This is a genomic window from Liquorilactobacillus vini DSM 20605 (genome assembly GCF_000255495.1).
In the GTDB taxonomy this organism is placed as follows: domain Bacteria; phylum Bacillota; class Bacilli; order Lactobacillales; family Lactobacillaceae; genus Liquorilactobacillus; species Liquorilactobacillus vini.
In genome coordinates this window covers 16,939-43,013 of record NZ_AHYZ01000142.1, presented here as the reverse complement: position 1 = coordinate 43,013, position 26,075 = coordinate 16,939, and the positions used below count along the sequence as shown (strand labels likewise).

24 protein-coding genes, 1 pseudogene and 1 other annotated feature are annotated in these 26,075 nt (G+C 38.0%); of the genes and pseudogenes, 18 read left to right on the top strand and 7 right to left on the bottom strand.

Going from position 1 to position 26,075, the window contains the following annotated elements; all coding sequences use genetic code 11:
* Nucleotides 1-226: 226 nt before the first annotated feature.
* Nucleotides 227-1,228 (bottom strand): type I glyceraldehyde-3-phosphate dehydrogenase, encoded by a 1,002-nt coding sequence (gene gap, locus ON15_RS08120; protein WP_010581002.1) that lies wholly within the window; start codon nt 1,226-1,228, stop codon nt 227-229.
* A gap of 113 nt (nt 1,229-1,341) precedes the next feature.
* On the opposite strand from gap, the gene ON15_RS08115 reads away from it, so the two are divergent.
* Nucleotides 1,342-2,202: a helix-turn-helix domain-containing protein gene (locus ON15_RS08115; RefSeq protein WP_010581001.1), complete on the top strand. Its 861-nt coding sequence runs from the start codon at nt 1,342-1,344 to the stop codon at nt 2,200-2,202.
* A gap of 558 nt (nt 2,203-2,760) precedes the next feature.
* Complete coding sequence (locus ON15_RS08110) at nt 2,761-2,943, top strand: PspC domain-containing protein (RefSeq protein WP_010581000.1); 183 nt, start codon at nt 2,761-2,763, stop codon at nt 2,941-2,943.
* A 57-nt stretch (nt 2,944-3,000) separates the two neighbouring features.
* On the opposite strand, the gene ON15_RS08105 is transcribed toward ON15_RS08110, so the two are convergent.
* Genes ON15_RS08105 through ON15_RS08095 form a run of 3 tightly spaced genes read right to left on the bottom strand, consistent with a single transcriptional unit; the run spans nt 3,001 to nt 4,089 of the window.
* Nucleotides 3,001-3,357, bottom strand: a complete 357-nt coding sequence (locus ON15_RS08105; RefSeq protein ID WP_081580185.1) for a helix-turn-helix domain-containing protein — start codon at nt 3,355-3,357, stop codon at nt 3,001-3,003.
* Nucleotides 3,333-3,863 (bottom strand): hypothetical protein, encoded by a 531-nt coding sequence (locus tag ON15_RS11645; RefSeq protein WP_141567409.1) that lies wholly within the window; start codon nt 3,861-3,863, stop codon nt 3,333-3,335. The genes ON15_RS08105 and ON15_RS11645 overlap by 25 nt, the downstream gene beginning before the upstream one ends.
* 19 nt (nt 3,864-3,882) lie before the next feature.
* Nucleotides 3,883-4,089: a hypothetical protein gene (locus ON15_RS08095; RefSeq protein WP_010580997.1), complete on the bottom strand. Its 207-nt coding sequence runs from the start codon at nt 4,087-4,089 to the stop codon at nt 3,883-3,885.
* 241 nt (nt 4,090-4,330) lie between these two features.
* Between ON15_RS08095 and ON15_RS08090 the strand changes: the two genes are divergently transcribed.
* A complete protein-coding gene (locus tag ON15_RS08090) occupies nt 4,331-4,609 on the top strand; it encodes a hypothetical protein (RefSeq protein WP_010580996.1) in 279 nt (92 codons plus the stop codon).
* 26 nt (nt 4,610-4,635) lie between these two features.
* On the opposite strand, the gene ON15_RS08085 is transcribed toward ON15_RS08090, so the two are convergent.
* Nucleotides 4,636-4,845, bottom strand: coding sequence for a hypothetical protein (locus ON15_RS08085; protein WP_026049546.1), 210 nt, complete (start codon nt 4,843-4,845; stop codon nt 4,636-4,638).
* Nucleotides 4,846-4,863: 18 nt separating this feature from the next.
* The gene (locus tag ON15_RS08080) at nt 4,864-5,550 is read right to left on the bottom strand and encodes a TVP38/TMEM64 family protein (RefSeq protein WP_010580994.1); all 687 of its coding nucleotides are present in this window, start codon (nt 5,548-5,550) and stop codon (nt 4,864-4,866) included.
* A gap of 214 nt (nt 5,551-5,764) precedes the next feature.
* Between ON15_RS08080 and ON15_RS08075 the strand changes: the two genes are divergently transcribed.
* Together ON15_RS08075 and ON15_RS08070 are read left to right on the top strand one after the other, a co-directional pair.
* Nucleotides 5,765-6,859 (top strand): DUF1002 domain-containing protein, encoded by a 1,095-nt coding sequence (locus tag ON15_RS08075; RefSeq protein ID WP_010580993.1) that lies wholly within the window; start codon nt 5,765-5,767, stop codon nt 6,857-6,859.
* Nucleotides 6,860-7,968: 1,109 nt separating this feature from the next.
* The gene (locus ON15_RS08070; RefSeq protein WP_010580992.1) at nt 7,969-8,619 is read left to right on the top strand and encodes an HAD family hydrolase; all 651 of its coding nucleotides are present in this window, start codon (nt 7,969-7,971) and stop codon (nt 8,617-8,619) included.
* Nucleotides 8,620-8,923: 304 nt separating this feature from the next.
* Here ON15_RS08070 and ON15_RS08065 read toward each other — a convergent pair whose 3' ends face one another.
* Nucleotides 8,924-9,769, bottom strand: coding sequence for a DUF72 domain-containing protein (locus ON15_RS08065; RefSeq protein WP_010580991.1), 846 nt, complete (start codon nt 9,767-9,769; stop codon nt 8,924-8,926).
* A 208-nt stretch (nt 9,770-9,977) separates the two neighbouring features.
* Between ON15_RS08065 and ON15_RS08060 the strand changes: the two genes are divergently transcribed.
* From ON15_RS08060 to ON15_RS08005, 13 genes and pseudogenes are all read left to right on the top strand, one after another.
* On the top strand, nt 9,978-11,165 hold the full coding sequence (locus ON15_RS08060; RefSeq protein WP_010580990.1) for an MFS transporter: 1,188 nt from the start codon (nt 9,978-9,980) through the stop codon (nt 11,163-11,165).
* A gap of 92 nt (nt 11,166-11,257) precedes the next feature.
* On the top strand, nt 11,258-12,469 hold the full coding sequence (locus ON15_RS08055; protein ID WP_010580989.1) for an NAD(P)/FAD-dependent oxidoreductase: 1,212 nt from the start codon (nt 11,258-11,260) through the stop codon (nt 12,467-12,469).
* A 266-nt stretch (nt 12,470-12,735) separates the two neighbouring features.
* Nucleotides 12,736-14,802 carry an MMPL family transporter gene (locus ON15_RS08050; RefSeq protein ID WP_010580988.1) on the top strand — a complete coding sequence of 689 codons (2,067 nt, stop codon included), beginning with the start codon at nt 12,736-12,738 and terminating at the stop codon, nt 14,800-14,802.
* A 60-nt stretch (nt 14,803-14,862) separates the two neighbouring features.
* Nucleotides 14,863-16,056: a sensor histidine kinase gene (locus tag ON15_RS08045; RefSeq protein ID WP_026049545.1), complete on the top strand. Its 1,194-nt coding sequence runs from the start codon at nt 14,863-14,865 to the stop codon at nt 16,054-16,056.
* Nucleotides 16,043-16,669, top strand: coding sequence for a response regulator transcription factor (locus ON15_RS08040; RefSeq protein WP_010580986.1), 627 nt, complete (start codon nt 16,043-16,045; stop codon nt 16,667-16,669). Before ON15_RS08045 ends, ON15_RS08040 begins: the two co-directional genes overlap by 14 nt.
* Before the next feature lie 81 nt (nt 16,670-16,750).
* Nucleotides 16,751-16,989, top strand: a binding site (T-box leader).
* A 48-nt stretch (nt 16,990-17,037) separates the two neighbouring features.
* Nucleotides 17,038-18,165 (top strand): vitamin B12 independent methionine synthase, encoded by a 1,128-nt coding sequence (locus ON15_RS08035; protein WP_010580985.1) that lies wholly within the window; start codon nt 17,038-17,040, stop codon nt 18,163-18,165.
* A gap of 142 nt (nt 18,166-18,307) precedes the next feature.
* Nucleotides 18,308-18,463 (top strand): hypothetical protein, encoded by a 156-nt coding sequence (locus ON15_RS11805; RefSeq protein WP_156397563.1) that lies wholly within the window; start codon nt 18,308-18,310, stop codon nt 18,461-18,463.
* A gap of 184 nt (nt 18,464-18,647) precedes the next feature.
* Nucleotides 18,648-19,589: a hypothetical protein gene (locus tag ON15_RS08030; RefSeq protein ID WP_010580984.1), complete on the top strand. Its 942-nt coding sequence runs from the start codon at nt 18,648-18,650 to the stop codon at nt 19,587-19,589.
* A 231-nt stretch (nt 19,590-19,820) separates the two neighbouring features.
* A complete protein-coding gene (locus ON15_RS08025) occupies nt 19,821-20,996 on the top strand; it encodes a betaine/proline/choline family ABC transporter ATP-binding protein (protein WP_010580983.1) in 1,176 nt (391 codons plus the stop codon).
* Nucleotides 20,996-21,640 (top strand): annotated as a pseudogene (locus ON15_RS08020) (ABC transporter permease). Before ON15_RS08025 ends, ON15_RS08020 begins: the two are co-directional and overlap by 1 nt.
* Nucleotides 21,637-22,572 (top strand): osmoprotectant ABC transporter substrate-binding protein, encoded by a 936-nt coding sequence (locus ON15_RS08015; protein WP_010580980.1) that lies wholly within the window; start codon nt 21,637-21,639, stop codon nt 22,570-22,572. Before ON15_RS08020 ends, ON15_RS08015 begins: the two are co-directional and overlap by 4 nt.
* Nucleotides 22,572-23,231: an ABC transporter permease gene (locus tag ON15_RS08010; RefSeq protein WP_010580979.1), complete on the top strand. Its 660-nt coding sequence runs from the start codon at nt 22,572-22,574 to the stop codon at nt 23,229-23,231. The genes ON15_RS08015 and ON15_RS08010 overlap by 1 nt, the downstream gene beginning before the upstream one ends.
* Nucleotides 23,232-23,336: 105 nt before the next feature.
* Nucleotides 23,337-26,066: an HAD-IC family P-type ATPase gene (locus tag ON15_RS08005; RefSeq protein ID WP_010580978.1), complete on the top strand. Its 2,730-nt coding sequence runs from the start codon at nt 23,337-23,339 to the stop codon at nt 26,064-26,066.
* The last annotated feature ends 9 nt before the right edge of the window (nt 26,067-26,075 follow it).

The window sequence follows — 26,075 nt, the reverse complement described above, 5'->3', positions numbered from 1 at the left end:
CTTACGCTGTTCCCAAGTAAATCTTAACTTTAATATATATTTTATAAATTCATAAATCGCAGTGGCTAGTCATTTTGAAAATGAAGATAACCCATTATTTATTTCCCCAATCTGCATTTGAGCCTGCACCTGAACTAAAGTATAAATCCATTTACCTTAATTTAACCAAAAAAGAGCAGCTTTTGCCACTCTTTTAGGAATTATTTTTCTGTAATATCCAAAATCTTTACAGTTCTGCCACGTACTTCAAAGTTCTGACCAGTTGCGAAGTATATGACATCTCATTATCGTACCAGGCAACAGTTTTTACTAACTGGCGGCCGGCAACTTCCATGATTTTAGTTTGGGTTGCATCGAACAGTGAGCCATAAGTGGTGCCGATGATATCAGAAGAAACAATCGGGTCGGTGTTGTAACCGAATGATTCGTTGGCTGCGGCTTTCATCGCTTGATTGACTTCAGTAATTGAGGTCGGCTTTTGCAGCACCGTATATAATTCTGTCAGCGAACCGGCTTTGACCGGGACACGCTGAGAAACACCGTCTAATTTGCCGCTGAGTTCAGGGATAACTTGACCGATCGCTTTGGCGGCGCCGGTCGAAGTTGGCACGATATTTTCTGCGGCAGCTCTAGCTCGGCGGAAGTCACCTTTGCGGTGCGGTCCATCCAGGGTCATTTGATCACCAGTATAGGCATGAATCGTCGTCATCAAACCTTCAATGATCCCAAATTGATCATGTAAAACTTTGGCCATTGGTGCTAATGAGTTGGTCGTGCAAGAAGCTCCGGAAATAATTTTTTCGTCAGCCGTTAGTTGCTGCTGATTAGTATTGAAAACGATTGTTGGAACATTTTTGCCGGCAAAAGCTGAGATTAAAACTTTTTTAGCACCGGCCGTCAAATGTGCGGCTGCCCTTTGTTTCGAAGTAAAAAAGCCGGTACATTCCAAGACGATATCAATTCCTAAGTCTTTCCAAGGAAGCTGTGCTGGATCAGGATTAGCCAAAACTTTGATTGATTTTCCGTTGATCACTAGGTCCTGATCATCAGTTGCAACTGTCCCGTTGAACTTTCCTTGCGTCGTGTCGAATTTTAACAGATTTGCCAGCATCTCGATGTTGGTCAGATCGTTGATGGCTACAACGTCGATTCCTTTGACATCCTGGATCCGCCGCAACGCCAGCCGGCCGATTCGCCCAAAACCATTGATTGCCACTTTAACTGTCATTTGATTACCTCCAATGATTAATTTGAATTACAATAAAAGTATAGTTATTACCAACCAGGTTGATAATGTGTTTTATGAAGAAATTAACTATACTTTTTGTAGGAGGACTAATAATGCCGCAAGCCGATCATTTTAAAAAGCGAATCGTTGATGTCGATTTTTTCCCGCAGAGCAAATTAGCTACGCTGCCTTTTTCTGCCGGCTACACATTAACATTAATTTCAACTGGATTTTTTTCGGCCGTGATCAATGGAATCAATGTTAGCTGTCAAGCACCGTGCCTTTTATGCCTGACTGATCAAGATCAAGTGCAAATTAAACAAGCAAAAAAAGTTACCACACCGACAATTCGTTTTTCTGCTGAATTTTTGTGCACTTTACGCATCAGTGATAGTAAATATTTAACTTCTAAAAGTCCGAGCATCAAGGCTGGAATGAAGTTGTTTGCCCGTCATTCGGCTTTTAATCGGGCTGGCTTTTATCAGCTAGATAATAAAAGCTATAGCAAAATTGTCGATAATTTTTTAGCCGCCGGAGCTGAAATCTTGGTCCAAAGTGATGAGCAATGGGTTTGTCGAATCAAAAAAAATCTGATCGAAATGCTGTCCTTAGTTGAAGAACAGCAGCAAGCCGATCAGAATCGTCCGCTAAATGCAGCTTTGAATTTTATTCAGACTAATTATGCTGAAAAAATTACCTTAGAAGAGCTGCTTAAGCAGTCTTTCTTGAATCGTGAAACATTAAACGGTGAATTTAAGAAAAGATACGGATGTACAGCGATGAAGTATTTGTTGTTATATCGGTTAAAAATTGCCAAAGAGTTGTTGACGCATACCGGATTAAATTTAAACGAGATCGCTGATGCAACGGGTTTTGCTTATGACACTTACTTTATTAAGCAATTTAAAAAAGCAACCGGCGAAAAGCCAACTGCTTACCGCAACCGCACACGAAAAATTGCGTTGTATCAATAGAATTTTTTGTAAAAGGTATAATTTAAAAATGAAATTTAAAGAGATTTAATTAAATGCAACTGAACTATCAAAGAAAAGAATTAACAGGTAGACAGGGTACAAATACAAGGAGAAAATTGTATCCCCGTGGCTAGCAAATCAGAGTCAGTTTATTAAAAAATTGTCGTGAAGAATAACTAAGTTTTCAAACTGATAGCAGGTTTGGGAGCTTTTTGGGTAATGTACACTGTAACCGCTTGCAAAAACCAACTCGATCCATTATAATACGAAGTGTAAGGGGTTATAGCAAACGCTGTGATCAAAAACTATTTCTGTAATAGAAAAGAGGTTAGAGTTTGAAGATCCCTTATCGCGATAATAGCCTGATAAAATGGTGCATTAAATAGAAATTGAGCTAGCAGTTGACTAGCCAATTTAAAACCAAGCAATTTAGAGCTAGAAATCCATTTTATGAAGGCTATTTTTTTTGCTTTTTTGAATTTTCAGTTAAATTTAGAAGCTTATAACCGTGCGTTATAATCGTAAATAGCTTATTCTGAAATAAAAGGGGGGGATTTGATGCATATACCAATTAAACGTTCCAAAACCAATCGAGTTTTTGCTGGGGTTCTAGGCGGCATTGCTGAGAAGTATGATTGGGATCCAACTGTTCTGCGAGTTATTTGGGTAATTTTAACTTTGACACCATTTCCTGGTTTGATTGTTTACTTGCTGTTTTGGTTATTGATGGAAAATGATTAAATTTCTTGTTTAGTAAAAAAGCTTTTAAGTTGCTTCTGTAGCAGCTTAAGAGCTTTTTTAATGAATTTGATTACGATATTCAGTTGGCGAAATCCCCACTAAATTTTTAAAAACATAATTAAAATAGCTTTGATTACTAAAGTGTAAGGAATTAGCAATTTCACTAGGACTTAAAGCATTAGTTGCTAGCATATGTTTAGCAGCTTCAATTTTTTGTGAATTAATGTATGATTTGATGCTCATATTATATTCACGTTTGAATTTATGGCTGATCGTACTTGGCGAATATCCTAAATAATTCGAAATACTTTGCAGGGTAACTTTTCGATAAATGCAATTTTTAATATAGAGTGCACACTGCTCAACAATTGATAAACTAGTCATATTTTTTATTTTTTTAAAGCGATAAAACATTCAGTTGCCAGTTCCTGCATAGTTTGAATGAAAGGTTTGAGTGATGTGCGAAATTCAATGCGCCCCAGTAAATCATTTTGGACTTTTAGTACTAGATCAACAGCTAACTTGTTACTCTTCATTCCTTCATAAAACAAGATCGACATGAAATGAATCAATGAATCCTGCATTCCCCGTTCATAATCTTTTTCCTCAAAAGCGCTGCCAATATAGCCCGTATAAGTCGGCAAATGTAAAGCTCGCGTAAACTCTGCTTCATCTAAATGTGACATAGCGGAAAAAATTTTTTGCTCGTTACTGTAAAGCTTTTCTATTTTGGCTTTGCCAAGAAATTCCATTCTGGTAGGAGAATTGTTTGTTTGAAATTCATATTTCCATTTTGGAGCTGGCAGCTTATAGAGCAATTGGTATAAAAGTGAACAAGATTCGCTAATTTTGATGCCAAAATCAAGTAATCCGTGAAAATCAAGTGGAATATTAGTGGTATTTAAGTGTGGCACAACCAAAATTAGATATTCCGCGATTCTAAATTCGATTACGAAAAAAATTGTCATTTTTTGAAATTAAAAGAACATTTTCCTTTAGATCTAACTTGACGGACTTTTCAACGATTCGCTGTAAATTAAAAGATTTTTCTTTGACAGTGCTTTGGATTATTCTTTGTTGATAGATAAAAATGTCACTCGAAATTATTTGGGATAATAAAGTAATGTTCTGATTTAATTTTATCATCTGCTTTTCCTCTCAAAAAGTTGCAAGAAATCACAATGTCCAATATTAAGCAATATTTTATAATTACCGTGTATTTTATTATTAAGCAAGTATTATTGTAGAACATTTAAAACGTATACGCAAATAGTTATTTAGCAATATATAAGGATTTCAATAACTATTCAAAAGCCTTAGTTCACTAATAACACGACATATATTTTCCTGTATAATGTAAATGTTTTTATTCTTTTGGGGGAGAAAAATGAAAAAATTAAGACATGAATTTTTAGTTGGGTTAATCTGTTTATTTTCAAGTTTGTTTATTTTTAATAACAAAGCAATTAGTACTAGCAGTACTGATTTTTCCAGTGGGGGAACAGCAGCCAAAGATTTTCCAGGGGTTCAGAACAATCCATTAGATATTGCTTCCGCTTTTCATATTTTTGCTGAGAAAGCAGATCTAAATACGCACACTAATGGTAACTTAGCAGTTCAAAATTTAGTTGATCAAGTGAACTTTGGGATTAATGTTCACGAATGACTGGTTAAGCAAGATGTTAGTTACATTCAACAGGTAACTTCAATTGCTGCCAGTTCTTTTGTGGCTGACCAGTTGATCGAAACTCGATCAGTCGCGGAAATCTTCTTGGCTTTTCCATTGAAAGCCGGTGCCAACCATGTCCGCTTGACCTTTATTCTGCCGGGATTTGAGTTGGGCGTTGTTTTAACAATTGCTATTCTTTGCCGGTAGCTGGTTGAAAATAAAATGGTAATCAATAAGCGGCTGAGATCTGTTCAACCGCTTGTTATTTTTTTCCGGTCGTAGCGAATGAAGATCAATAGTAAAGCCAAAATCAAAATAAGCGAAACAATGGCTAAGCTTTGCTGGTAATCTCCACTGAGTAGTGAGTTACCGCAAAATGCATAAATCACTGCTGCGGGAAGATTGCCGATTAAAGCACAGGTGAAAATAATTGACAGCTTAGTCTTCAATTTGACAGCAGCAATATTGGTTAAAACTGTCGGAATGAACGGAACAGCGTAGCCAATTATTAAGCCAATTTTCTGGTGCTTCATTTGCAGCAGATCATTTAAAACGCGATTGTGTTTGATGGTGCGCTTTTTTTTGAAATCATCAGTCAGTTGAATAACTGATACTGATAAGACGACACCAACCACCAAGCCAATTAGATTTAAGCAAGAGCCCAGCCAAGGCCCAAAGTAAATTCCGGCGGTGACGGCGACAATGGAGCTAGGAAAGCCAGGGATCGCTGAGACGATTGCCAGAATAATAATAAAAGCAAACGAACTTAATGGACCGATTGTTCGAAATTGATTAATCAAAAACTTCCGATCGCTGGTTGAATCAAAAATTTGTGGTAAATTAAGATTGACGTTTTGCGAGAAAACAGCTAGAAAAATAATTAAGAGCAGCAATCCGCTAATTAATATTAAAGGACCCTTAAGACTTTTAAATTGCATAAATTTTTCCTCTTTTTAGTGGACAATTTTCATGTGTTTATTATACACTGTTTAAAGTTCTTGACTAATTTTGAACAATTTCCTTAAAGCTTGATTAAAAAGCAGTTGGTAAAGCTTGACAGTAAAACTTTTTTAAGATATAAGGGAAAAAAGGTCTTTTGATAAAAATAAATCTTTTAAGTTTTTATTGAGGAATAAAAAAGGAGTAATTCGAATGAACTTCAAAAGAATGATTTTTGCGTTATCGCTAGGTCTAATAATTGGCAGCGCGGTTTTAGTTAAGGGAAACCGCTCTTTTGCTGATAATAATACAAATGCGAATATCAATGTCAATATCAATAATAATAACAGCAGTTCTTCAGCAGCTAACTCGAGTAGCGATACGGCTGATTCAGCAAGTTCAAGTGACGACAATGTCGATTCATCAAGCTCAAGTGAAGTTACTTTAAGTCAACCGGTTTTGACCCTAGGAACCTCGTTAACTAGTTCTGAGAGAAGTGAAGTTGCCCAGACTTTGGAAAATGCTGCAAATGTTGATAGCAGCAATGTTCAAGCAATTACTATTGATGGGGCTGATTTAGTTCAGTATTTAAATCCTAGTGGCTCCAGTTTTACTGACAATTCTGGGGTCTGGTCGTCGGCTTTAATTCAAAAAACTAATAATGGCGGAATAAATGTGCAGATTGTCGACTACAATGGCGCCAATAATATTACGACTATTACCCAGAATCAGTATCGAAATGCTGCGTTAACTGCTGGAATCACGAATGCTAATATTTATGTCACCAGCCCACGTGCAATTGATGGTTCCGGAGCTTTGGCTGGAGTTTATGCCGCGTACAGTGCCGCGGGGAATTCACTGAGTCAAAAAAACATCAATAATGCCCAGAACGAACAGAATTTACTAAGCAGCATTACGCAAGCCAATAAGGATAAAGATGGCTATACTGATAGTCAATTAAATAATGCAGTTGCCGGTGCTAAGCAGGAAATTGCGAATACGAAGAATCCAGCAAGTTTAAGTCGGCAGGAAATTGCTGATATCGTTAATAAAGAACTTAAGAAAAATGGTTTGAACAACGTTGTTACGCAAAGCCAGGCCAATCAAATTATCAGTTTACTGCAAAAAATTGCGGCTTCTGGAGTAATGGATCATCAATCATTTAAAGACCAAGCCGGCAAACTATCTAAAAACATTCAAGCCAACGCTAAAAATATTTTTAATAAATTAAAAAATGACAAAGGCTTATGGACTAAAGTTAAACAATTCTTTAGCAATATCGTAACCGATTTGCAAAACCTGTTTTAAAGTTTCAATGGCAGTTGTGCAAATTAACTTTGGCTACTGCAAAGGAATTGTTTAAAATAAAATTAATAGCAAGTGAAGATTAAAACTCTTGAAATCAGTCAGTTGATACTGGTTTAAGAGTTTTTGTTTATGAAGGGGTAAATTTAAAAGTTGATTATCGCTTCACTGTAAGCGATTGCAATCGTTGCCAAGATAAGATATAATTTAAGATGTAAGGGATTATAGCAAACGCTGTGATCATAAAAAGCTATCTCTAAGGTAGCAGAAAAGAGGTTAGAGTTTGAGAATCCCTTATCCTAATAACAGTCCGGCAAGATGAAGCGGGAAAACAAGAACAGGGCTAACAGAAAACTTGAATTGCTTAGCCGTTCTAAATGAAGGTATTTGAAACTTGTAAAATTCATCTTGTGCGGGCTGTTTTTTACGACAGAATCAAGATTTAATGTGATTGAGAAGGGATCAAAAGAAAGCCGTGATAAAAGTGGACGAAACTTTGCAGGGGATTGCAGCTGCTAGAATAAAATCAAAAATTAGCTAGTGCGGTGCACTGGAAGCTCTTCTGTGCAAGATTATGATTAGAGTTACAAGGCGGTGGCAAATTAGTTATAACTGATATTGAACATTTAACAGAGTATAAAAGTTTTTTAGAACAGTTAGGGTAGAAAAGCTTTCAGTTTTCAAAACAGGAATTAATGGAACGGATGCTTTATTAGCTGCTGATGTTTTAATTGCTCAAAAGCCGCAGCTTCGAAAATGATGCTAAATACTTTGCTGGTTAGGATGATTATTGGATTAGCATAATTACTAAAAAGACTGAATTAATTTCCAGTCTTTTTTTATACCAAATATTTTTCAAAGCTGGCAATGTTGTCGTGGATGTTTTAGTATAATAGAAATAATGAAGAAAACAGCGATTAATTTTGCTGAAAGCAGGATTTAGTATGGTTCACGCTAGTCAGCTTTGTTTACTAATCTTCGAAGTATTTTCGAGCATGGTGTTTGATAGAAAAGGTTCGACAGGCGGTGTCCGACATTAATTCGAGCTAGTAGTCGCTTGAATTTTAAACTCTAGCAACAATTGAAATAAAAAAAAGAGGAGGAATAAAAAATTGACTTATCAAAGTATTTTTTTTGATTTAGATGGAACATTGACAGATCCCAAAGCTGGAATCACTAAATCGGTTGCCTATGCGCTGCAAGCTTTCGGAATTGAGGTGCAGGATTTAAATAGTTTGACTAAATTTATTGGCCCGGCACTCAAGGATTCACTAATGAAGTTTTATAATTTCAGCGAAGCAGATGCTGTCAAAGGAATTAAAAAATATCGAGAATACTACAGTCGTCAGGGAATGTATGATATTCGGCTGATTCCAGGAATTACCGAGCTATTAAAAAAATTAAGACGCCAGCATCAGCAAATTTTTGTTGCCACAGCCAAGCCAACACCCTTTGCCATTAAAATTTTGGATCATTTTAATTTAAGCCAATATTTTGATGACATTTTCGGCAGTAATTTAGATGGTACCCGTGCGCAAAAATCTGAAGTGATCACCTATGGACTGCAGCAGACTAAATTAATTCCAAATCAGCAGATAGCGATGGTTGGAGATCGATCATATGATATTCAAGGTGCAAAGAAAAACCATTTAACGGCAATTGGCGTCTTATACGGCTATGGAAGTCAGCGAGAACTGACATCTGCTGGAGCAGATCATTTGGTCAGCAATGTTCATCAATTAAGCCAGATTTTGACAGCTTAATTTTAGTTTAATTGAAAGTGCAAAAATATGTTATTTGAGCAAATCAAAAAAATAAACAAAATACCGTGATTATCATGGAAATTTTTAGTGGCTTGATCATGCTGGTTGGTTACTTTTTGTCCCAAGTTTTAGTGAAGGCAATCCACGTGAACTGTGAAAAATCCTGTTTGAGTGGCTGCTATTTGTTTTATTGTATATTGGATTTAAATGTTTATCTTCAATGACCAGCAGATCACGATTTTAGGCGAAAAACCGCAAAAAATGATCCATCAACCACAATTGCTTATTTTTTAAAGTGTGGGTTTCAAAACAGATCGATCTGTCGGGGGGATTTAGTGTTCAATCCGGTAAATGTGATTCCTAGGAGTTTTTGAAACTGCAAGGCATTCGGGGCAGCATCCCCGGCTGAATTGTTATTGAAGATCACACAAATCTCTTTGACTTGTTTTGTAAATGGCAGCAGCTTTTGTTTGAAGCCGGCTAGTTCTGCCGGACTATAGCGGTAAAGCGTCCGTTTTTTGCGCCAGTCTTTGCCTTTAGCCTGCCAGCCGAGTTGATTTCTGCCATGCAGGCGCCAAAACATCAATGATTTAGTGGTGACTGCCGGATAAAATGGAACTGACTCCAGCTGACCAGTTGGTTCATCAACGGCCGCTAGCGTATACTGCTGTTCTTGGCAGAATTTGACTAGTCCAGCAGCATTTTTTCCTTGATACCAGCTTTGATGCCGCAACTCCAGCGTCAGTGGAAAATCTTGCAGCATCAGTCTGAAAAAGCGCAGATAAGCAACATCGCGGCTGGTCGCTTGAAAGGTCGCCGGAAACTGACAGAGAATTGTTTTAAGCTGTCCGGCAGCTTTGATGGGCTGCAGCGCTTGGGCAAATAATTTGAAACGTTCTTTTAATTGTTGGCCAGTTAGCTGTTCTTGCCCCTGACCAGTTAATGCTTGGTTAGCTTTGATGACAAATTGAAAAGTCACTGGGACTTGTTTTTGCCAATTTAGGATTGTTGCAGCCTTTGGAATGCCATAAAAAAAGGTATCGACTTCAACCGTTGGAAAATAAGCAGCATATTCAGCCAAGGTTGTTGGTCGTGGCTGATTGATCAGCGTTTGATGTTCACTCCAAGTCGTTAAGCCAAGTGTGATCATAGTTTTTCGTCCTTTCTTTGTTGATTTTAACATAATTTAGTTTTCAGTTTGAATTCAAAATATGATAAAATCTAACTAATAATCTTAATTTGAGGTGAGTGGCTTGCAGGGGTGGATCACAATGCAGCATAGTATCATAACAGTTTTAGCACTCTAGTGGATGCATAAAAATCTGGGAAATTATTTTCCCTTCACTGGAGTGTTGATTTTGAAAATTAAATATCGAAGAAATATTAGTTGCGGCTATAGCTACAGTCTACTGGCCTTTTTTGGAATTACCAGTTTGTGGGTAATTTATTTGCAGCAGCAAGGTTTAAGCTTAGTTGAAATTGGCTGGTGTGAGAGTATTTTTCACTTGACAAGTTTCTTGTTTGAAGTTCCCAGTGGTTTATTAGCTGATCGCTTTTCTTATCGAGCCAATCTTTTTGTCAGTCGTTTAATGGCAATTCTGTCAGCGGTTTTACTGCTGATCAGTCATGACTTCTGGCTGGATGTGATTAGTTTTGTGATCAGTGCTCTTTCCTATAATCTTCAATCCGGGACACTGGAGGCTTTATTATACGATTCGTTGAAACTTGATCAGCAGAGTAACCGTTATCCGCAGGTCATTAGCTGGACAAATGTGATCATTGAATTCGCTGATGCTAGTGGAGTAATTTTAGCTGGTTTGTTTGTGCACTGGCATTTTGGCTTAGTGTATGTTATTGAGATTTTAGTCAGCTTGCTAGCTTTAATATCCGTTAGCTTGCTAAAGGAGCCTAGCAAAAGAGCGACTGAAGAGCAATCAGCTCAGCCTGCTGATCAAAGCCTCTGGCAATTGCTCCAGCTTTCATGGCGGACCTTGCGTGATGTGCCGCTTTTACGCAACTTAATGATTTTTCAAGCTTTATTTGATGGTTTTTGCACAACTTATTATTTTTATTTTCAGTCGTTGATGGATAACCAGCATTTTGCTGGCTGGTTGATTTCTACTTTGCTGGCTATCTCAGCAATGATTAATATTGCGGTCATGAAAGCTGCTCCTTGGTTGCAGCGAAAAGTTTCTAAGCGCCAGCTGGTTTTAGGGCTCAGTTTAGCTTTAACTGGCTTATTATTGCTGAACTGGCTGGGTCAATTGACCATCTACCTGTTAGTGTTTTTGTTAACAACTGGTCTGACTTCATTGAATGAACCAATTTTCAGCAGTTACTATAATGATTTGATTGATTCGACGCAGCGAGCAACTCTCTTGAGTGTGGCTAATCTGCTGTTCTCATTAATTATGATCATGTTGTTTCCGTTGACAGGCTGGCTGCTTGAAAAATTCAGTTTTGCAGCAACTTTTGGTCTTTATGGCGGTTGCTTGCTGCTGATCTTGCTAACAATCTTGAGGTCAGCGGTACCTGCAAAAGGATGAACAAACTAGGCAAATTTTTTTAAATTGACTACAATTTAATTTATAATTAACTTACTATTAATAAATTAAACAGAAAGTAGGTAATTAAAAAAATGGCTACACAAGCTAAACACTTCAATTATTTATTGATTGGCGGCGGCATGGCTGCAGATCAAGCAGCTGCCGGGATCCGGTCGATTGATCAAAACGGAACAATTGCGATCTTGTCGGCTGATGTTGATGAGCCCTATGCTCGTCCGGCTTTAAGCAAAAAGCTGTGGGTTGATGAAACTTTTCAGGAAAGCGACACGGATTTTAAGACCGCTGAAAAGCAAAATGTCGAGATCCATTTGCAAACAACAGTCACTAAAATTGACCCTGCTGCTCATCAAGTTGAAACTGCAGCAGGAACAACTTATGCATATGATAAGCTCTTGCTAGCGACTGGTGTTAAAGCTAATACTTTGCCGAATCTGCCGAACAGTGATTTGATTGTTGCCTTACGCTCAAAAGCTGATTATCGTAAAATCCGAGCTTTTAGTGGACAACAAAAACAGGTTCTGGTAGTTGGCAATGGTTATATTGGCAGTGAAATTGCGGCGGGTTTGATTCAATCTGATACTCAAGTTTCATACGTGATTGATACGCCACATTTGTTTGATAAAAAGTTTCCGGCTAATTTAAGCCAGCAACTTGAGGAAAAATATCAACAGGCTGGCGTTAAGTTTTATCCTAGCAAGCGGGCAACTGCCGTCAAGATTCCCGATCACCGGGTAATATTAACGCTTGATGATGGGACTGAATTAGCGGGGGATGGTTTAGTTTTAGGATTAGGCAGTCATAGTGACTATCGTTTAGCTCAAACTGCAAGTCTAAAACTTGATAAAAATGGTGTGATTGTCAATAAAAATTTGCAAACATCTGATCCTGATATTTATGCCGCGGGGGATTTGATTTCTTATCCAGATCCAATTCTCGGACAGACCAAATCTGAACATGTTATGCATGCTACTAAGTCTGGCTTTGCCGCTGGACAAAATATGGCCGGACAAACGACAGCTTATAATTATACGCCGTATTTTTACAGCTGGGTTTTTGATGTTTCTTGGGAAGCAATTGGGACGATCAGAACTGATTTGACCATGTATCAAGAAAAACTTGGTGTCAAAGGTAATTTAACATATTACTTTGATCAAAACGACACTTTACAGGGCATCTTAAAGTGGAACGCTAAAGTTAACTTGAATCATTTACGCAATTTACTTAGTCAACATCCACAATTGACAGAACTTAAAAAAGTTTTGCCATTAACACAAGTCGATTAACAAAAATCAAATACGGCTGACGGTTTTGGTGCAGACAGCTGGAAACTAATTACAAAACTTGTAAGTTTTCTAAACAATTGCTAATGATTAAGCTAAAATTGTGATTTTTTAAACCGAAGAAATTCATTTTTCTTCGGTTTTTTTAATCCTGATTTTTAAAATTTTCCCTTTTGGGCAATTAGAACTGCACATTGATGACAGACTAACGGTAGGTAACTTCACTATACTAGAAATACATTTTAAAATTTAAGGAGAAAATTGAATTGATGAAAAAATTTTTTAATTGGTATAGTAAAAAGATCACTGCTCATCCAAAGACTTTTTTAGTCAGTGGGCTGACAGCAGCTGTGTTGATAATTGCGCTTGGATTTTTGTTGGGTGGTAAATTATCAACAAAATCTTTAAGTATTGGTTCAACACCAGCTGATGAGGCTGCTAAAATTGTAAAAAAACATTTTGGCAATTCAACAAGTGGAGCACAAGCCCAAATTGTATTACGCTCAAAAACAGAGCTAACAAGTCAGCAAAATCAAGCTCAACTGATGCAAATTCAAAAGAAAGCAGCCAAAGTCGCTAATGTCAAAACAGTTTTATCACCAGCTGTCTTGCGGAATTATGCACAAAAAAATCGAGTAGCTTATTTTACGCTGATTTTTAAAAATAAAACAATTACTACCAAGCAAACAAATCAATTAAAACGTTTAGCGGATAAATTTCGCAATCAGCAATTAGAAGTCGAATTATCTGGTATTTCAAGTAAGATTGAAGTTAGCGAACTACCAGAAATAATCGGCGTTGCCATTGCGTTCATAATTTTAACAATAACTTTTGCCTCATTTGCTTTAGCTGGATTACCAATAATTTCGGCTATTTTAGGACTAGTGACTGGTTTAGGAGGGATTTTTTATGCAGCTAAGTTTTGGAATGTGGAAAGCTACGATCTAGCGTTAGCTGCGATGATTTCTTTAGCAGTTGGAATTGACTATGCACTTTTCTTAGTAGCTCGTTACCGTGAAGAGCTAACTAAGCAGTCTAAGAATGCTGCGATTAAGCAGACTTTGATAACCACGGCGCCAGCAGTTTTATTTGCCGCAACGACGATCATTGTAGCGCTTTTGAGCATGTCAGCTTTAAAAATTGGTTTTTTGGGCATTATGGGTGCTGTTTCAGCTCTTAGTGTAGCTCTCGTGGTGCTCCTAACTTTGATTATCGTACCTAGCTTGTTGCTGCTGCTGCCGATTAGTTTGGCACCAAAAAGGGCAACTACCAAGTTAAGACCGGCGAAATTCTTTGCTGGGATAGTTAGCAAAAGACCACTAATCGTAATAATAATGGTGCTTCTTATCTTATTTACTGCAGCTATTCCAGTCAAAGAATTAAATCTTGGTTTGCCAAATGATGGGTCAAAACAGCCGAATACAACAGAGAGAAAAGCTTATGATATTAAGCAAAAAGCCTATGGAGCTGGTAGTGATGCAGTCTTAGTGGCGGTAACCAAAAACAAAGATTCACAAACCGCAGAAAAATTAGCTGATCAGGTAAAAAAGCTTGATGGTGTTGATTCGATTGGCCAACCGACCCTCTCAACTGATCAAAAATATGTTATGTTAAGCATTATTCCTAAGTCAGCAGCTAATTCACCTAGAACTCAAAAAATTGTTCAGCAAGTTCGAAAAATTCAAACTGAGCAACTAAAAAAAGTAATGGTGACTGGAACAACAGCGATGAATATAGATATTTCAGCTAAATTAATGGCTGCCTTGCCAGTCTTTTTAACGATAATCGTGCTTTTTTCATTTGGCTTGTTATTGCTGGCTTTCCGTTCATTGCTGATTCCATTAGTCGCTGTCGGAGGTTTTATTGGTTCGTTATTAGCAACGCTGGGATTGATCGTCTACACGGTTCAACAGGGGCATTTTGCTGGCCTTTTGCATTTGCCAGGAAAAACAGCAATTTTAAACTTTTTGCCAGTTTTGGTTGTTGGGATTTTATTTGGTTTAGCAATGGATTATGAAGTCTTTTTGGTTAGTCGAATCCATGAGGAGTATTTTAAAACCAACAATAATCGACAGGCTGTTAATTGGGGATTGCAAGCAAATGGTGGGCCAATTTTAGCTGCGGCCTTGATCATGATTGCTGTTTTTGCTAGCTTTTCTTTTACCGATGAAATTATTATTCAAATGATGGGGCTGTCGTTAGCTTTTGGAGTCTTCTTTGATGCATTGCTGATCAGATTGTTGTTGGTTCCGGCCTGCATTCGAATATTTGGTAAAGCAAATTGGTATTTGCCAAAATGGCTTGATCAAATTTTGCCGCGATTAAACATTAAATGAGCTTAAAAGAAAGAACTATGTTATTTTTAACCTAGTTCTTTTTATTAAGGAGTTATGAAATTGCAGCTTATTAAAAAATTCAAAATCTCGTTGCCATTATTTATTTGGTTGTTTTTATTATTTTTAACGACTTTTTATTTGCATGGCTATCTTTATTCTCAAAAATTTTCATATCTTTGGTTAGTAACTTTCGCTGAAATATTATTAAGCAGTTTACTTTATTTTTATCGCCTGAGTATGCCAAATGCAAGCTTGTGGTTTTGGGGATTGATCAGTCTTTTTTATATTGCCGTTTGCCAGCTATATCAAATGGCAGCAATTATCTTAATGATTGGCTTTTTTCCAATTATTTTGACTGATTTTTTATTATCAAGGCTGTATAGTAGTACCTTAGCCGTTGCTTTATTAAGTATATTAGGAGGGTACACGTTCGTCTTTTTGAATCATTTTTATCATTTGATTAGTACCTTAATCAGCTTTGATGGTATTTTTCTACTGACTGGTATTTTAAGTTATTATACCCATTTAATTGCCAAGTTAATTAGTGAGCGCAAAAAAAACTTGATTTTGAATCAGCAGTTAGGTCAAGCTTATCACGGCTTGGAAAAAATGGTAATTAGTCGTGAACGTAACAATTTTGCGCAAACATTGCACGATACCGTGACTCAAGATTTGATTGCTATCGGGGTTAATTTAGAAGGGATCGAAAATCAATTACCAGAAATGTCATTGCCAGAAATTAGCACAAAATTAAATAAACTGCGTGCATTTACTGATCAGTCGCAAAAAAAATTGCGCCAGCAGATCAATAAATTGAAATCATTAGAAACTAAGATTAAAAGACAAGAAAAACAGATTTTCTTACCAATTATTGAAAGTTTTAAACAAAAATTTCACTTAAAAGTCATTTATTCAACGGCAAATTATAATTTACGCTTGAAAGCAGCCGTTGAGTTATCAAAAATTGTAACGGAGCTGCTGAATAATGTGGTCCGTCATGCACAAAGTGACGAAGTAATTATTATTAGTAAGGTTATTGAAAAACGGTACCAACTGACAATTACAGATTTTGGACGTGGGATGAGTCAAAAGGCTTGGAATTCTCAAGACCATGTTGGACATTTTGGGTTAACTGCAATCAAAAATAACGTTCGTGATATGGAAGGTACTTTTAAAATTAGCAGTGCTAAAGGTGAGGGGACAACTGTCGTGCTTTCACTTCCCAAGGGGGTGGCAATTAATGAACAAATATAGCATTATGTTGGTTGATGACCACCCATTGATTGTTGCGGGGATTGTCAATATTGCCCAGAAAACGTCAGATTTTGAAGTTATCGCAACCGCCAGCAACGGACAAACTGCCTTAAAGCAATTGATGAATCTAACTGATCAGTTAGATTTACTGATTTTTGATTATAGTATGCCGCAGATGGATGGTAATGAATTTTTGAACGAGTTAAATCGGCGGAATTATACTTTTCGAAAAATGTTGTTGACAACGGTTGAAGAGCCAGCAATTTTTGAGAAAATGTTACACTCAGGTCTGGATGGGATTGTGCTTAAAACAGCACCAGTTGCAGAGATTTTAAGTACAGCAAAATTTCTAATTGAAAATCCGCAAAGCACCGACGTTGGAACCGAAGTAAAAAATTTGACGAAAGCAAGGGAAAATCCTTTAGTAGAACTGGATAGTCAAATATTAACTTTGATTGCTGAAGGGAAGCATGTTAAGGAAATCGCTCAGCAAATGTCTTTTAGTGAAAGGACAATCAAGTACCATTTGACGGAGATTTATAACCAGCTCGGAGCGGTTAATCGGGCTCAAGCTGTGGCAATTGCAATTAGTAAACATTGGATCAAATTATAATTTGCAGCCGGCAGCCAGCAATTTTGTTAACGGCAAAGAGTAGTTGACATTTTAATTTTGAAGATTTAAGATAATTCTATTATTATTGCATTGAAGAAATGAGTAAGTTGATTCGCCTGGCCAGAGAGTTGCTATATGCTGAGAAGCAATCAGTTTGAATCAGCTGAAGATGGTTTTGGAGCAATGAATTGTTGAATTAATTTCAACAGTTCTGGGAGTGCCCATTATAGCATGAGGTATCTGAACGGGTACCTATTGAGGAAATTTGATGTGAGTCAAATTTCAAATTTTAGGTGGTAAAGCGGATTTTCGCCCTGATTTTGCACTTTTGCAGAATTGGGGCGCTTATTTTTTAGGGAGGAATTTTAATGACTGCACAAAATGAAGCAAAGATTGGACCATTTCGTTACGATATCGTTGGCAGTTTTTTACGGACGCCAGCTTTAAAAACAGCACTCGCTCAACAACGTGCTCAAAAAATTAGTCAGCAAGAATTTCTGGCACTTCGCCAAGCAGAAATTAAAAACTTGGTGACTAAAGAAGTTAAACACGGCTTGCAAGATGTGACGGACGGCGAATTCAGCCGCAGCTGGTGGCACTTAGATTTTCTCTGGGGTCTAAAGGGAGTCGCTCATTATGATTATCAGCAAAGCTACAAATTTAAAGGTGCCAAGACCCGAACCGACAATGCTAAACTTTGCGGTAAAGTTGCTTATAATCCGGACCATCCCTTCTTTGCAGCTTTTGAATATTTAAAGGCAATTACTCCAGCTGGGATCGTTCCTAAGCAGACGATTCCGTCACCAACAATGCTCTTTCGGGATAACCGCTCTGATAACTGGTCAAAATTTTATGATCAGCGTGAGGACTACTTACACGATTTGGCAACCGCCTATCACCAAACAATCCAGCATTTCTATGAATTGGGAGCACGCTATGTTCAAATTGATGATACAACCTGGGCTTTTTTGATTAGCAAATTGAATGAAACGCAAGATCGACCGGCTGAACATGCCAAGTATGAGACGTTAGCCAAAGAGGCAGTTTCGGTAATCAATGAATTGCTAATTGGCTTGCCAAGTGATCTAACGGTTACGACTCATATTTGTCGTGGCAATTTTCGCTCAACTTTCTTATTTGCGGGCGGCTATGGAGCAGTTGCAAAATATTTGGCACAGCTGAATTATGATGGTTTCTTTTTGGAATATGACAATGAACGTTCTGGTGATTTTGCACCTTTGAAGACAATTTTCAATCATCGCTTAGAAAAACGAATTGTCTTGGGGCTAATAACTTCTAAAGATGGGCAGTTGGAAGACAAAAATGAGGTCATTGCCCGAATTAAAGAAGCTAGCGAATATGTACCTTTAGAAAATCTGGCTGTTTCAACGCAGTGTGGTTTTGCTTCGACCGAAGAAGGTAATACTTTGACCGAGGATCAGCAATGGGCCAAAATTGAGCTTGTCAAAGAAATTGCTACAGAAGTTTGGAAATAACAAATTTAAGTCTTGCCTAGTAAAAACTGTGATTACGAAAGATTTTCGGCCACAGTTTTTATTTTTACAAATGTTTTTTTGGCACGCCTTAATTTATTTTTAAAGATAGCATATAATATTTAAAAGAAAGTAGGTGATTTTGATGAAAATTGATCCCGAAAAATTTGCTCTCGCCATTATTAACTCTTCCTCAGCCGATCTTTCACTTGATGCTAAGCTGTATTTGTATCAGTACGCTTATGAAAAAGCTGCCAAGTTGGAATTGAATGCTGCTGATCGTCAGACTTTAGCTAAATAATTCATTTTTAAGACATTTCTTGCTGTAAGTTATTAAGGGCTTTAATGATTTACACCATGAAATGTTTTTTGGTTTTAAGAAATTTTTGTGAACAGCAGATGAACATTTATGATTTTCACTTTAGATAATTAATTTTTATGTTATGATTAAGCCATTGTTAAAAATTATAAAGCGAGGTCATATTTTGAAAGCAAAAAAACAAAAGCAAGTTCAGCAATATTTAACCACTCTTTGGCAAAAATATCGTCAAAATGGAATTATCCCGGGAGTCGTCTTAACCATTGCGACCGTCATCACGGCGCTGCTCAGTTGGTTGATCGTTGAACTGTTTAAAGTTGGCATCACATCATTATCGTATCTGACGATGGTTTTGATGTATGGCTCATCGTCAGCTATGATTTTAATTGGTTTGCTTGAAATTATTGCGTCAATCTTATTGAGTTTTGGATTAACGATTTTGATTTATTACGTAAATATTTCGCTACAATATCAAATGCAGACAACTTTGATTCAGCCGGATAAAAAGATTAGCTGGCAAAGTATTTGGCAAGAGTTTCGGCGCTTGAACAAAAATCAACAGTTACGGCTATATTTGTATACAAACTTGTTTATCATGTTATGGCAACTGCCAATCTTAGTTTTAAATTATTTCTTTGGTAGCCATCAAATTGTGGCAGATATTTTAGCAGTTGCAGCCATTGTTATTTTAATTTGGAAACAGCTTGAATATTCACAGGCAATTTTTCTTTATCGCGAACAGCAGCCCAAATTTTTAGGCCAATCACAACGATTAGCCTTGACAGCAAGTCGCCGCTTTTTAGAGGGTTCACGTAAGAATCTACTGAAAGTAGTGATCTTGTTGGCAATTCCAGTGGCGATTTGGTCAGGCATTTGGGGAGTGATTTGGTATTATGGCTTTTATTTCTGGGAACCAGTCATGATTTATGGTGCTCCAATCATTGAAGTATTGGGAATTTGTTTTTACTTACCAATTGTGATGCTGATCTTAGCAGATTTTTATGAGCAGTACCGGACTCCAGAAACGGTGGCGGCTGCTTTTCATACATTATTCAAGCCGGTTGCCAAATTAACTGGTGCCGACCATCCAGTTCGATCGGCTAAATAAACTGAAAATGATTCAAATATAAGCTTAACACCTGAGTAATTTAAGTTGCTTGGGTGTTTTTTTTATAAATTTTTTTGACGACCTAATTGTTATTTTACGCAATTAGATTTTTAAAAACCTTTGATTTCCAGATGTAAATCTGATTTTTAGCAAAAAATTTACATTTATGTTAAAATGTTTATAGGAGTTTTATTATACTAGCAGTAAGAAAATCTTTAAGGAGGCATAAGGATGGGTCAAGTAAGTCCAATTTTGGAGTTTAAAAACGTTTCAAAAATTTATCATGGTAAGCAAGCTGCAATTCAAAATATTAATTTGACGATTGATCAGGGAGATTTTGTTTGTTTGATTGGAACATCAGGATCGGGGAAAACGACTACGATGCGAATGATCAACCGAATGCTGGAACCAACATCCGGTGAAATTTTTTTTAAAGGCCAAAATTTAAAAAAATATGATCCAGTTAAATTGCGCCGCAAAATTGGCTATGTAATTCAAAATATTGGTTTGATTCCTCATATGACCATTTATGAGAATATTACTTTGGTACCAAGGCTTTTGAAATGGCCAGCGGAAAAAAAACGCCAGCAGGCACATGAATTGATCAAACTAGTTGAATTGCCAGTCGAGTTTTTGGAGCGTTATCCGGGAGAGTTATCTGGTGGACAGCAACAGCGAATTGGCGTTATTCGCGCTTTAGCAGCTGAGCAAGATCTGATTTTAATGGACGAACCGTTTGGAGCACTTGATCCAATTACTCGAGAGAGTTTACAAGATCTAGTCAAACAGCTGCAAGAAAAATTAGGCAAAACAGTTATCTTCGTAACGCATGATATGGATGAAGCTTTAAAACTGGCAACCAAGATTGTGGTGATGGATCAGGGAAAAATAATGCAAGCTGCTTCACCGACTGAACTGCTCCGGCACCCAGCTAATCAATTTGTGAAAAAAATCATCGGGGAAGAACGTTTGCTGCAAGCTAAAGCTGATATTACTACCGCTCGCCAGATCATGTTGCCGGATCCAGTGGCGATCACCCTTGATCAATCATTAAAACAGGCTGTGGAGTTGATGCGAAAGCGCCGGGTCGATACTTTATTGGTTATTGACAACCGGAGACATTTACGGGGTTATCTTGATTTAGCTGATCTTGATAGCAAATATAATCGAGCTAAAAGCTTGGCCGATTTAATATCAACAGATCTCTTTACCGTTTACACTGATACTTTGATCCGCAATAGCGTTGATCGGATTTTAAAAGAAGATGTTAAATATGTCCCGGTCGTTGATCATCAAGGAAAGCTGCAAGGAATTGTTACGCGTTCATCGCTCATTGATTTAGTTTATGACATTATTTGGGGCAATAAGGAGGAGCAGGTTTCAGACAATAAAGGCGGTGAACAGTAATGATAGCGTTTTTACAACAATATGGCAGTCAATTATTGCTAAAAACTTGGGAACAGTTATATATTTCAGCAATTTCTTTGGCTTTGGGGATGTTGGTGGCAGTGCCGTTAGGAATCATTTTGACACGTTTTTTGAAAACTGCCAAAGTGGTCATCGGTTTGGCTAGCATGTTGCAGACAATCCCTTCACTCGCTTTGTTAGCTTTGATGATTCCAATCTTGGGAATTGGAAAATTACCGGCCATCGTTGCCTTATTTATTTACTCGTTGCTGCCAATTTTGCGCAATACGTATTTAGGAATGTAGAGTGTTGATCCACAGTTAAAGGATAGTGTCAAAGGAATGGGCATGACAAGTTTACAGTCAATCATTCAAGTGGAAATTCCGATTGCCATGCCGGTAATTATGGCTGGCATTCGCTTATCTGCCGTTTATGTGATCTCTTGGGCGACTTTAGCTTCATTTATTGGTGGTGGTGGATTAGGTGACTTTATCTTTAATGGCCTAAACCTTTTTCAGCCGGATCTCATTATTGGCGGCACGATCCCAGTTACAATCATGGCAGTTATTGTTGATTATTTGCTGGGATTATTAGAAAAGCACCTGACTCCAAAGAAAAAAAACTCTGAGGAGGTGCCAAAATGAAAATAAAAATCAAACAGTTTTGCGGCTGGCTATTAATCTTTAGCAGTTTATTAATTCTCAGCAGCTGCAGTCTACCAGGGGTTAGCGGATCAACTAATCAAGGAACCATCCGCATTGCTTCACAAAGTTCAACTGAGTCGCAGATTGTGGCGAATATTATTGCGGAATTGATTCACCATGAACTCGGCTATCAAACAACGCTTATCAGTAATTTAGGTTCCTCAACGGTTGCTCACCAAGCACTTTTGCGCGGGGATGCAGATATTTCAGCTACCCGGTATACTGGAACTGATTTGACTGGTACGCTGCAAATGGATAATGTCAAGGATCCCCAAAAAGCAACGCGGATTGTAACCCATGAATTTCAAAAAAGATATCATCAAACTTGGTTTCCCTCGTATGGTTTTGCGGATACCTATGCTTTTATGACGACTCAGAAATTTGCTCGCCAAAATCAACTGAAAAATGTTTCAGATTTAAAAAAAGTTGCTGATCAATTGAATGCTGGGGTCGATTCTTCCTGGATGAACCGTCAAGGCGATGGTTATCGTGATTTTGAAAAATACTATGGTTTCGCCTTTAAACACGTTTCGCCGATGCAGATTGGATTAGTTTATGATGCGGTTGAAGCGGGAAAAATGCAAGTCGTTTTAGGCTACTCGACAGATGGACGCATCAAAAGCTACAATCTGAAGCTTTTAAAAGATGATCGACATTTCTTTCCTCCGTATAATTGTTCAATGGTGGTCAATGATTCATTGTTGAAAAAATATCCGAAACTTGGTCCGCTGCTGCATCGTTTAGACGGCAAAATTAATTTGCAAACGATGCAAGCTTTGAACTATCAAGCTGATAATGATTTGTTGGAGCCGGCAGTCGTTGCACATAATTTTTTGGTAAAGCATCATTATTTTCGAGGAGGAGATCAATAATGGCTAAAATGAATTTATGGGACCAGTTTTGGTATTATCTAAGTCATAATGGCAGCTATGTTTTAGCTCAGTTTTTGCGGCATTTTCTAATTTCAGTTTATGGGGTTTTATTTGCAGCAGTGATTGGAATCCCAATTGGAATTTTAATAGCCCGTCATCGCCGTTTGAGCGGAGTAGTGATCAGTTTTGCCAATGTAATTCAAACGATTCCTTCTTTGGCGTTATTATCGATGATCATGTTGGTCTTGGGTTTAGGCGTTAATACAGTAATTACGACGGTCTTTTTGTATTCGCTTTTGCCAATCATTAAAAATACTTATGCTGGAATGCAGGGAATTGATCCAACAATTTTAGATACTGGCAAAGGAATGGGGATGACACGCTTTCAGATCCTTTATCTGATCGAACTGCCTTTGTCGTTGTCGGTAATTATGGGCGGCATTCGGAATGCTTTGGTGATTGCGATCGGTATTACAGCGATTGGTTCATTTGTGGGAGCTGGTGGTTTAGGTGATATTATTATTCGTGGGACAAATGCTACGAATGGCGGGGCGATTATTTTAGCTGGCGCATTGCCAACAGCCTTGATGGCAATCATTTCTGATTTTATGTTAGGTTTGCTGCAAAAGATTATTACTCCAAAGCAAGGACTTAATTAAATAAATTGTTTTATTTAATCTTTGCTTTACCTAAAGCTATTTATTATCACTGACAACAAAATATGTTAAGATTAAAGTATCTTAATAACTTTAGGAGGAATTTGAATGAATGAATTTCGTGAAGAGCAACAATCTTTAGATGATAATGGGGATGATCCTTCAGCCCCCAGTCAGGCGTTGTGGCAACTTGGTGATCAGCAGCTGGCCCAAAAATTCAAAACAGATTTGCAAACTGGCTTACAAACCACTGTTAGCGACCAGCGGCTTGTAAAAGATGGTTTGAATCAGCTGCAACCGGTCAAAAAAAGTTGGCTGCGGCGGCTGTTGAAGCAGTTTAATAATACAATCAGCTATGTTTTACTGGTAACGGCGTTGATTTCTTTACTTTTGCAGCATTATCCAGATGCAATTGTAATTGGAATTGTGATCGTTGCCAATGCTTTGATTGGTTATTTTCAAGAAGCTTCAGCTGCTGATGCTTTATCCAAGTTGCGTTCATTATTAGTTGCTCAGACTTATGTGATTCGTAATGGTCATAAAACCTTAGTCCCGGCCAAGAATTTGGTGCGCGGGGATTTGGTGATTCTTGAAGCGGGTGACCAAGTGCCAGCTGATTTACGCTTGTTGTCAGCTGACAATTTGACGCTTCAGGAATCAATTCTAACCGGCGAAACCCGGAGTGTGACCAAAACTGAGGGACCACTGTCAGTTGCTAAGTTACCTTTGGCTGAACGGACTAATTTAGCCTTTGCCGGAACTTCAGTTATTAATGGTTCAGGAGTTGGTTTAGTTACGGCAACTGGTCAGGATACCCAATTAGGGCAAATCCAACAGGCAGTTACGACCGCTAAGCCTAAGTTAACGCCATTAATGCAAAACCTTAATCGACTTGGCTGGCAATTGTCATTAGCAATTGTCCTAGTAGCAGTGATCATGTTTATAATTGGAGCTTGGATGAAAATCTATAGCCTGCCGGTTTTATTGATTGCCGTCGTTACAATGGTCGTTGGTTCAATGCCTGAAGGAATGCCAGCTAGTGTTTCAGTTGTTTTAGCCATGGGAACTAGACAGCTCGCCCAAAAACATGCGATCGTTAAAAGTCTGCCGGCGGTTGAAACTTTAGGAGCAGTTGATATTGTTAATTCCGATAAGACCGGTACACTAACTAAAAATGAAATGCTAGTGACGGATATTATGACAGCCACTGACCAGCTGCAGGTTGAAAATAGCAGCTATGGACAACGGGCAATTTTAACTGATCAACAAAATCAGCAAGTTGATTGGGAAACTTTACCAGCAATTAAACGACTCCTGCAAATCGCCGGTCAGACAACTGATGCTGTTTTCAATCTCAAAGCTGGTCGTTGGCAGTTAGTCGGTGAACCAACAGATGGTGCGTTAACTGCTCTTTATCAAAGTGTTGTGCAAAAAATGCCGATCGTTAATGAAATTGATTCGCTGCCATTTGATTCTGCCTTGCGCTTTTCAGCTCGCTTGGCCACAATTGATCAGCAACGAATCTTATTTGTTAAGGGAGCTCCAGAAACCATTTTTCAACTGATTAGTCGCTATCAGCCTGATTTTGTCAGTCAATCATGGCAGCAAAAAATGCAGCAGCTGACCAAACAGGGTAAACGGGTAGTCGCTTTAGCTTATCAAAAAGTTGCTGTTAGTGAAGCTGCGATCGATCAGCTTAAAATCGGGGCTGGCCTGCATTTGGTCGGGTTAGTTGGAATTATTGATCCGCCGCGGACAGAAGCGACAGATTCGGTCAAAAAGTTGTTGTATGCTGGGGTGAAAGTTAAAATGATCACTGGTGATGATCCTGATACAGCAGCAACAATTGCTCATAAATTAGGCTTGGCTGAAGCAATTGAAGTAATCACTGGCCCGGAAATGGATGAGCTTTCAGATACCCAGTTGGCTAAAGAAGTTGATCGTTATACAGTTTTTGCTCGGACGACGCCTAAAGACAAGCTACGCATCGTTAAGGCTCAGCAAACACGCGGCCATATTGTAGCAATGACAGGCGATGGCGTCAACGATGCACCCGCATTAAAGCAGGCTGATATCGGTGTTGCAATGGGAATTAAAGGTACCGATGTTGCCAAGGGAGCAGCGGATATAGTTTTGGCAGATGATAATTTTGCGACAATTCAGACAGCTGTGCGTGAAGGACGGCATGTTTTCGATAATATTCGCAAATCAATCCGCTTTTTGCTGCCAACTAGTTTTGCTGAAGGTTTGATCGTTGTTCTAAGTATCTTGCTTGATCAGCAATTGCCGCTTTATCCGACGCAGTTGTTATGGATTAATATGGTTTCTGCTTTGACGATTCAGTTTGCTTTCATTTTTGAACCAATTGAAAAAAGGATCATGGCTCGTGGCCCGCGGCAAATTGGCAGGGGAATCTTGACTAAAGCTGATAGCTTTGAAATTGCTTATGTCGCCTTGCTAATTGCTGGTTTGGGAATTGGTGCCTTTGATTGGTTGGTTGGCCATGGCCTGCCCGCAGCGATTGGCAGTACGATGACTTTGAATATTATCATTTTTGGTAAGATTTTCTACTTGTTTAATTTACGAACTCATGAATTCGCTTTTTCAAAAACTTTCTTTCAAAATAAAATGGCGTTTTGGATCATTGGTGTTTTGCTGGCCTTGCAGCTGTTAATTATTTATGCGCCATTTATGCAGGATATTTTCCATACGACTTCAATTGGCCTGTTTTGGGGTTGGATCTTACCTGCGTTATTGGGAATGGTCGTTTTAATGGTGACGGAAATTGTTAAATTATTCAAGAAAATTTTAAATAAAAAGATTTTAAAAATTAATTAGACAATGAGA

Bases quoted from the DNA above. Each gene is read 5' to 3' on its own strand.
- gap (WP_010581002.1), bottom strand. From the start codon at position 1,228: ATGACAGTTAAAGTGGCAATCAATGGTTTTGGGCGAATCGGCCGGCTG.
- ON15_RS08115 (WP_010581001.1), top strand. From the start codon at position 1,342: ATGCCGCAAGCCGATCATTTTAAAAAGCGAATCGTTGATGTCGATTTT.
- ON15_RS08110 (WP_010581000.1), top strand. From the start codon at position 2,761: ATGCATATACCAATTAAACGTTCCAAAACCAATCGAGTTTTTGCTGGG.
- ON15_RS08105 (WP_081580185.1), bottom strand. From the start codon at position 3,357: ATGTTTTATCGCTTTAAAAAAATAAAAAATATGACTAGTTTATCAATT.
- ON15_RS08095 (WP_010580997.1), bottom strand. From the start codon at position 4,089: ATGATAAAATTAAATCAGAACATTACTTTATTATCCCAAATAATTTCG.
- ON15_RS08090 (WP_010580996.1), top strand. From the start codon at position 4,331: ATGAAAAAATTAAGACATGAATTTTTAGTTGGGTTAATCTGTTTATTT.
- ON15_RS08080 (WP_010580994.1), bottom strand. From the start codon at position 5,550: ATGCAATTTAAAAGTCTTAAGGGTCCTTTAATATTAATTAGCGGATTG.
- ON15_RS08075 (WP_010580993.1), top strand. From the start codon at position 5,765: ATGAACTTCAAAAGAATGATTTTTGCGTTATCGCTAGGTCTAATAATT.
- ON15_RS08065 (WP_010580991.1), bottom strand. From the start codon at position 9,769: ATGATCACACTTGGCTTAACGACTTGGAGTGAACATCAAACGCTGATC.
- ON15_RS08055 (WP_010580989.1), top strand. From the start codon at position 11,258: ATGGCTACACAAGCTAAACACTTCAATTATTTATTGATTGGCGGCGGC.
- ON15_RS08050 (WP_010580988.1), top strand. From the start codon at position 12,736: ATGAAAAAATTTTTTAATTGGTATAGTAAAAAGATCACTGCTCATCCA.
- ON15_RS08040 (WP_010580986.1), top strand. From the start codon at position 16,043: ATGAACAAATATAGCATTATGTTGGTTGATGACCACCCATTGATTGTT.
- ON15_RS08035 (WP_010580985.1), top strand. From the start codon at position 17,038: ATGACTGCACAAAATGAAGCAAAGATTGGACCATTTCGTTACGATATC.
- ON15_RS11805 (WP_156397563.1), top strand. From the start codon at position 18,308: ATGAAAATTGATCCCGAAAAATTTGCTCTCGCCATTATTAACTCTTCC.
- ON15_RS08025 (WP_010580983.1), top strand. From the start codon at position 19,821: ATGGGTCAAGTAAGTCCAATTTTGGAGTTTAAAAACGTTTCAAAAATT.
- ON15_RS08015 (WP_010580980.1), top strand. From the start codon at position 21,637: ATGAAAATAAAAATCAAACAGTTTTGCGGCTGGCTATTAATCTTTAGC.
- ON15_RS08010 (WP_010580979.1), top strand. From the start codon at position 22,572: ATGGCTAAAATGAATTTATGGGACCAGTTTTGGTATTATCTAAGTCAT.
- ON15_RS08005 (WP_010580978.1), top strand. From the start codon at position 23,337: ATGAATGAATTTCGTGAAGAGCAACAATCTTTAGATGATAATGGGGAT.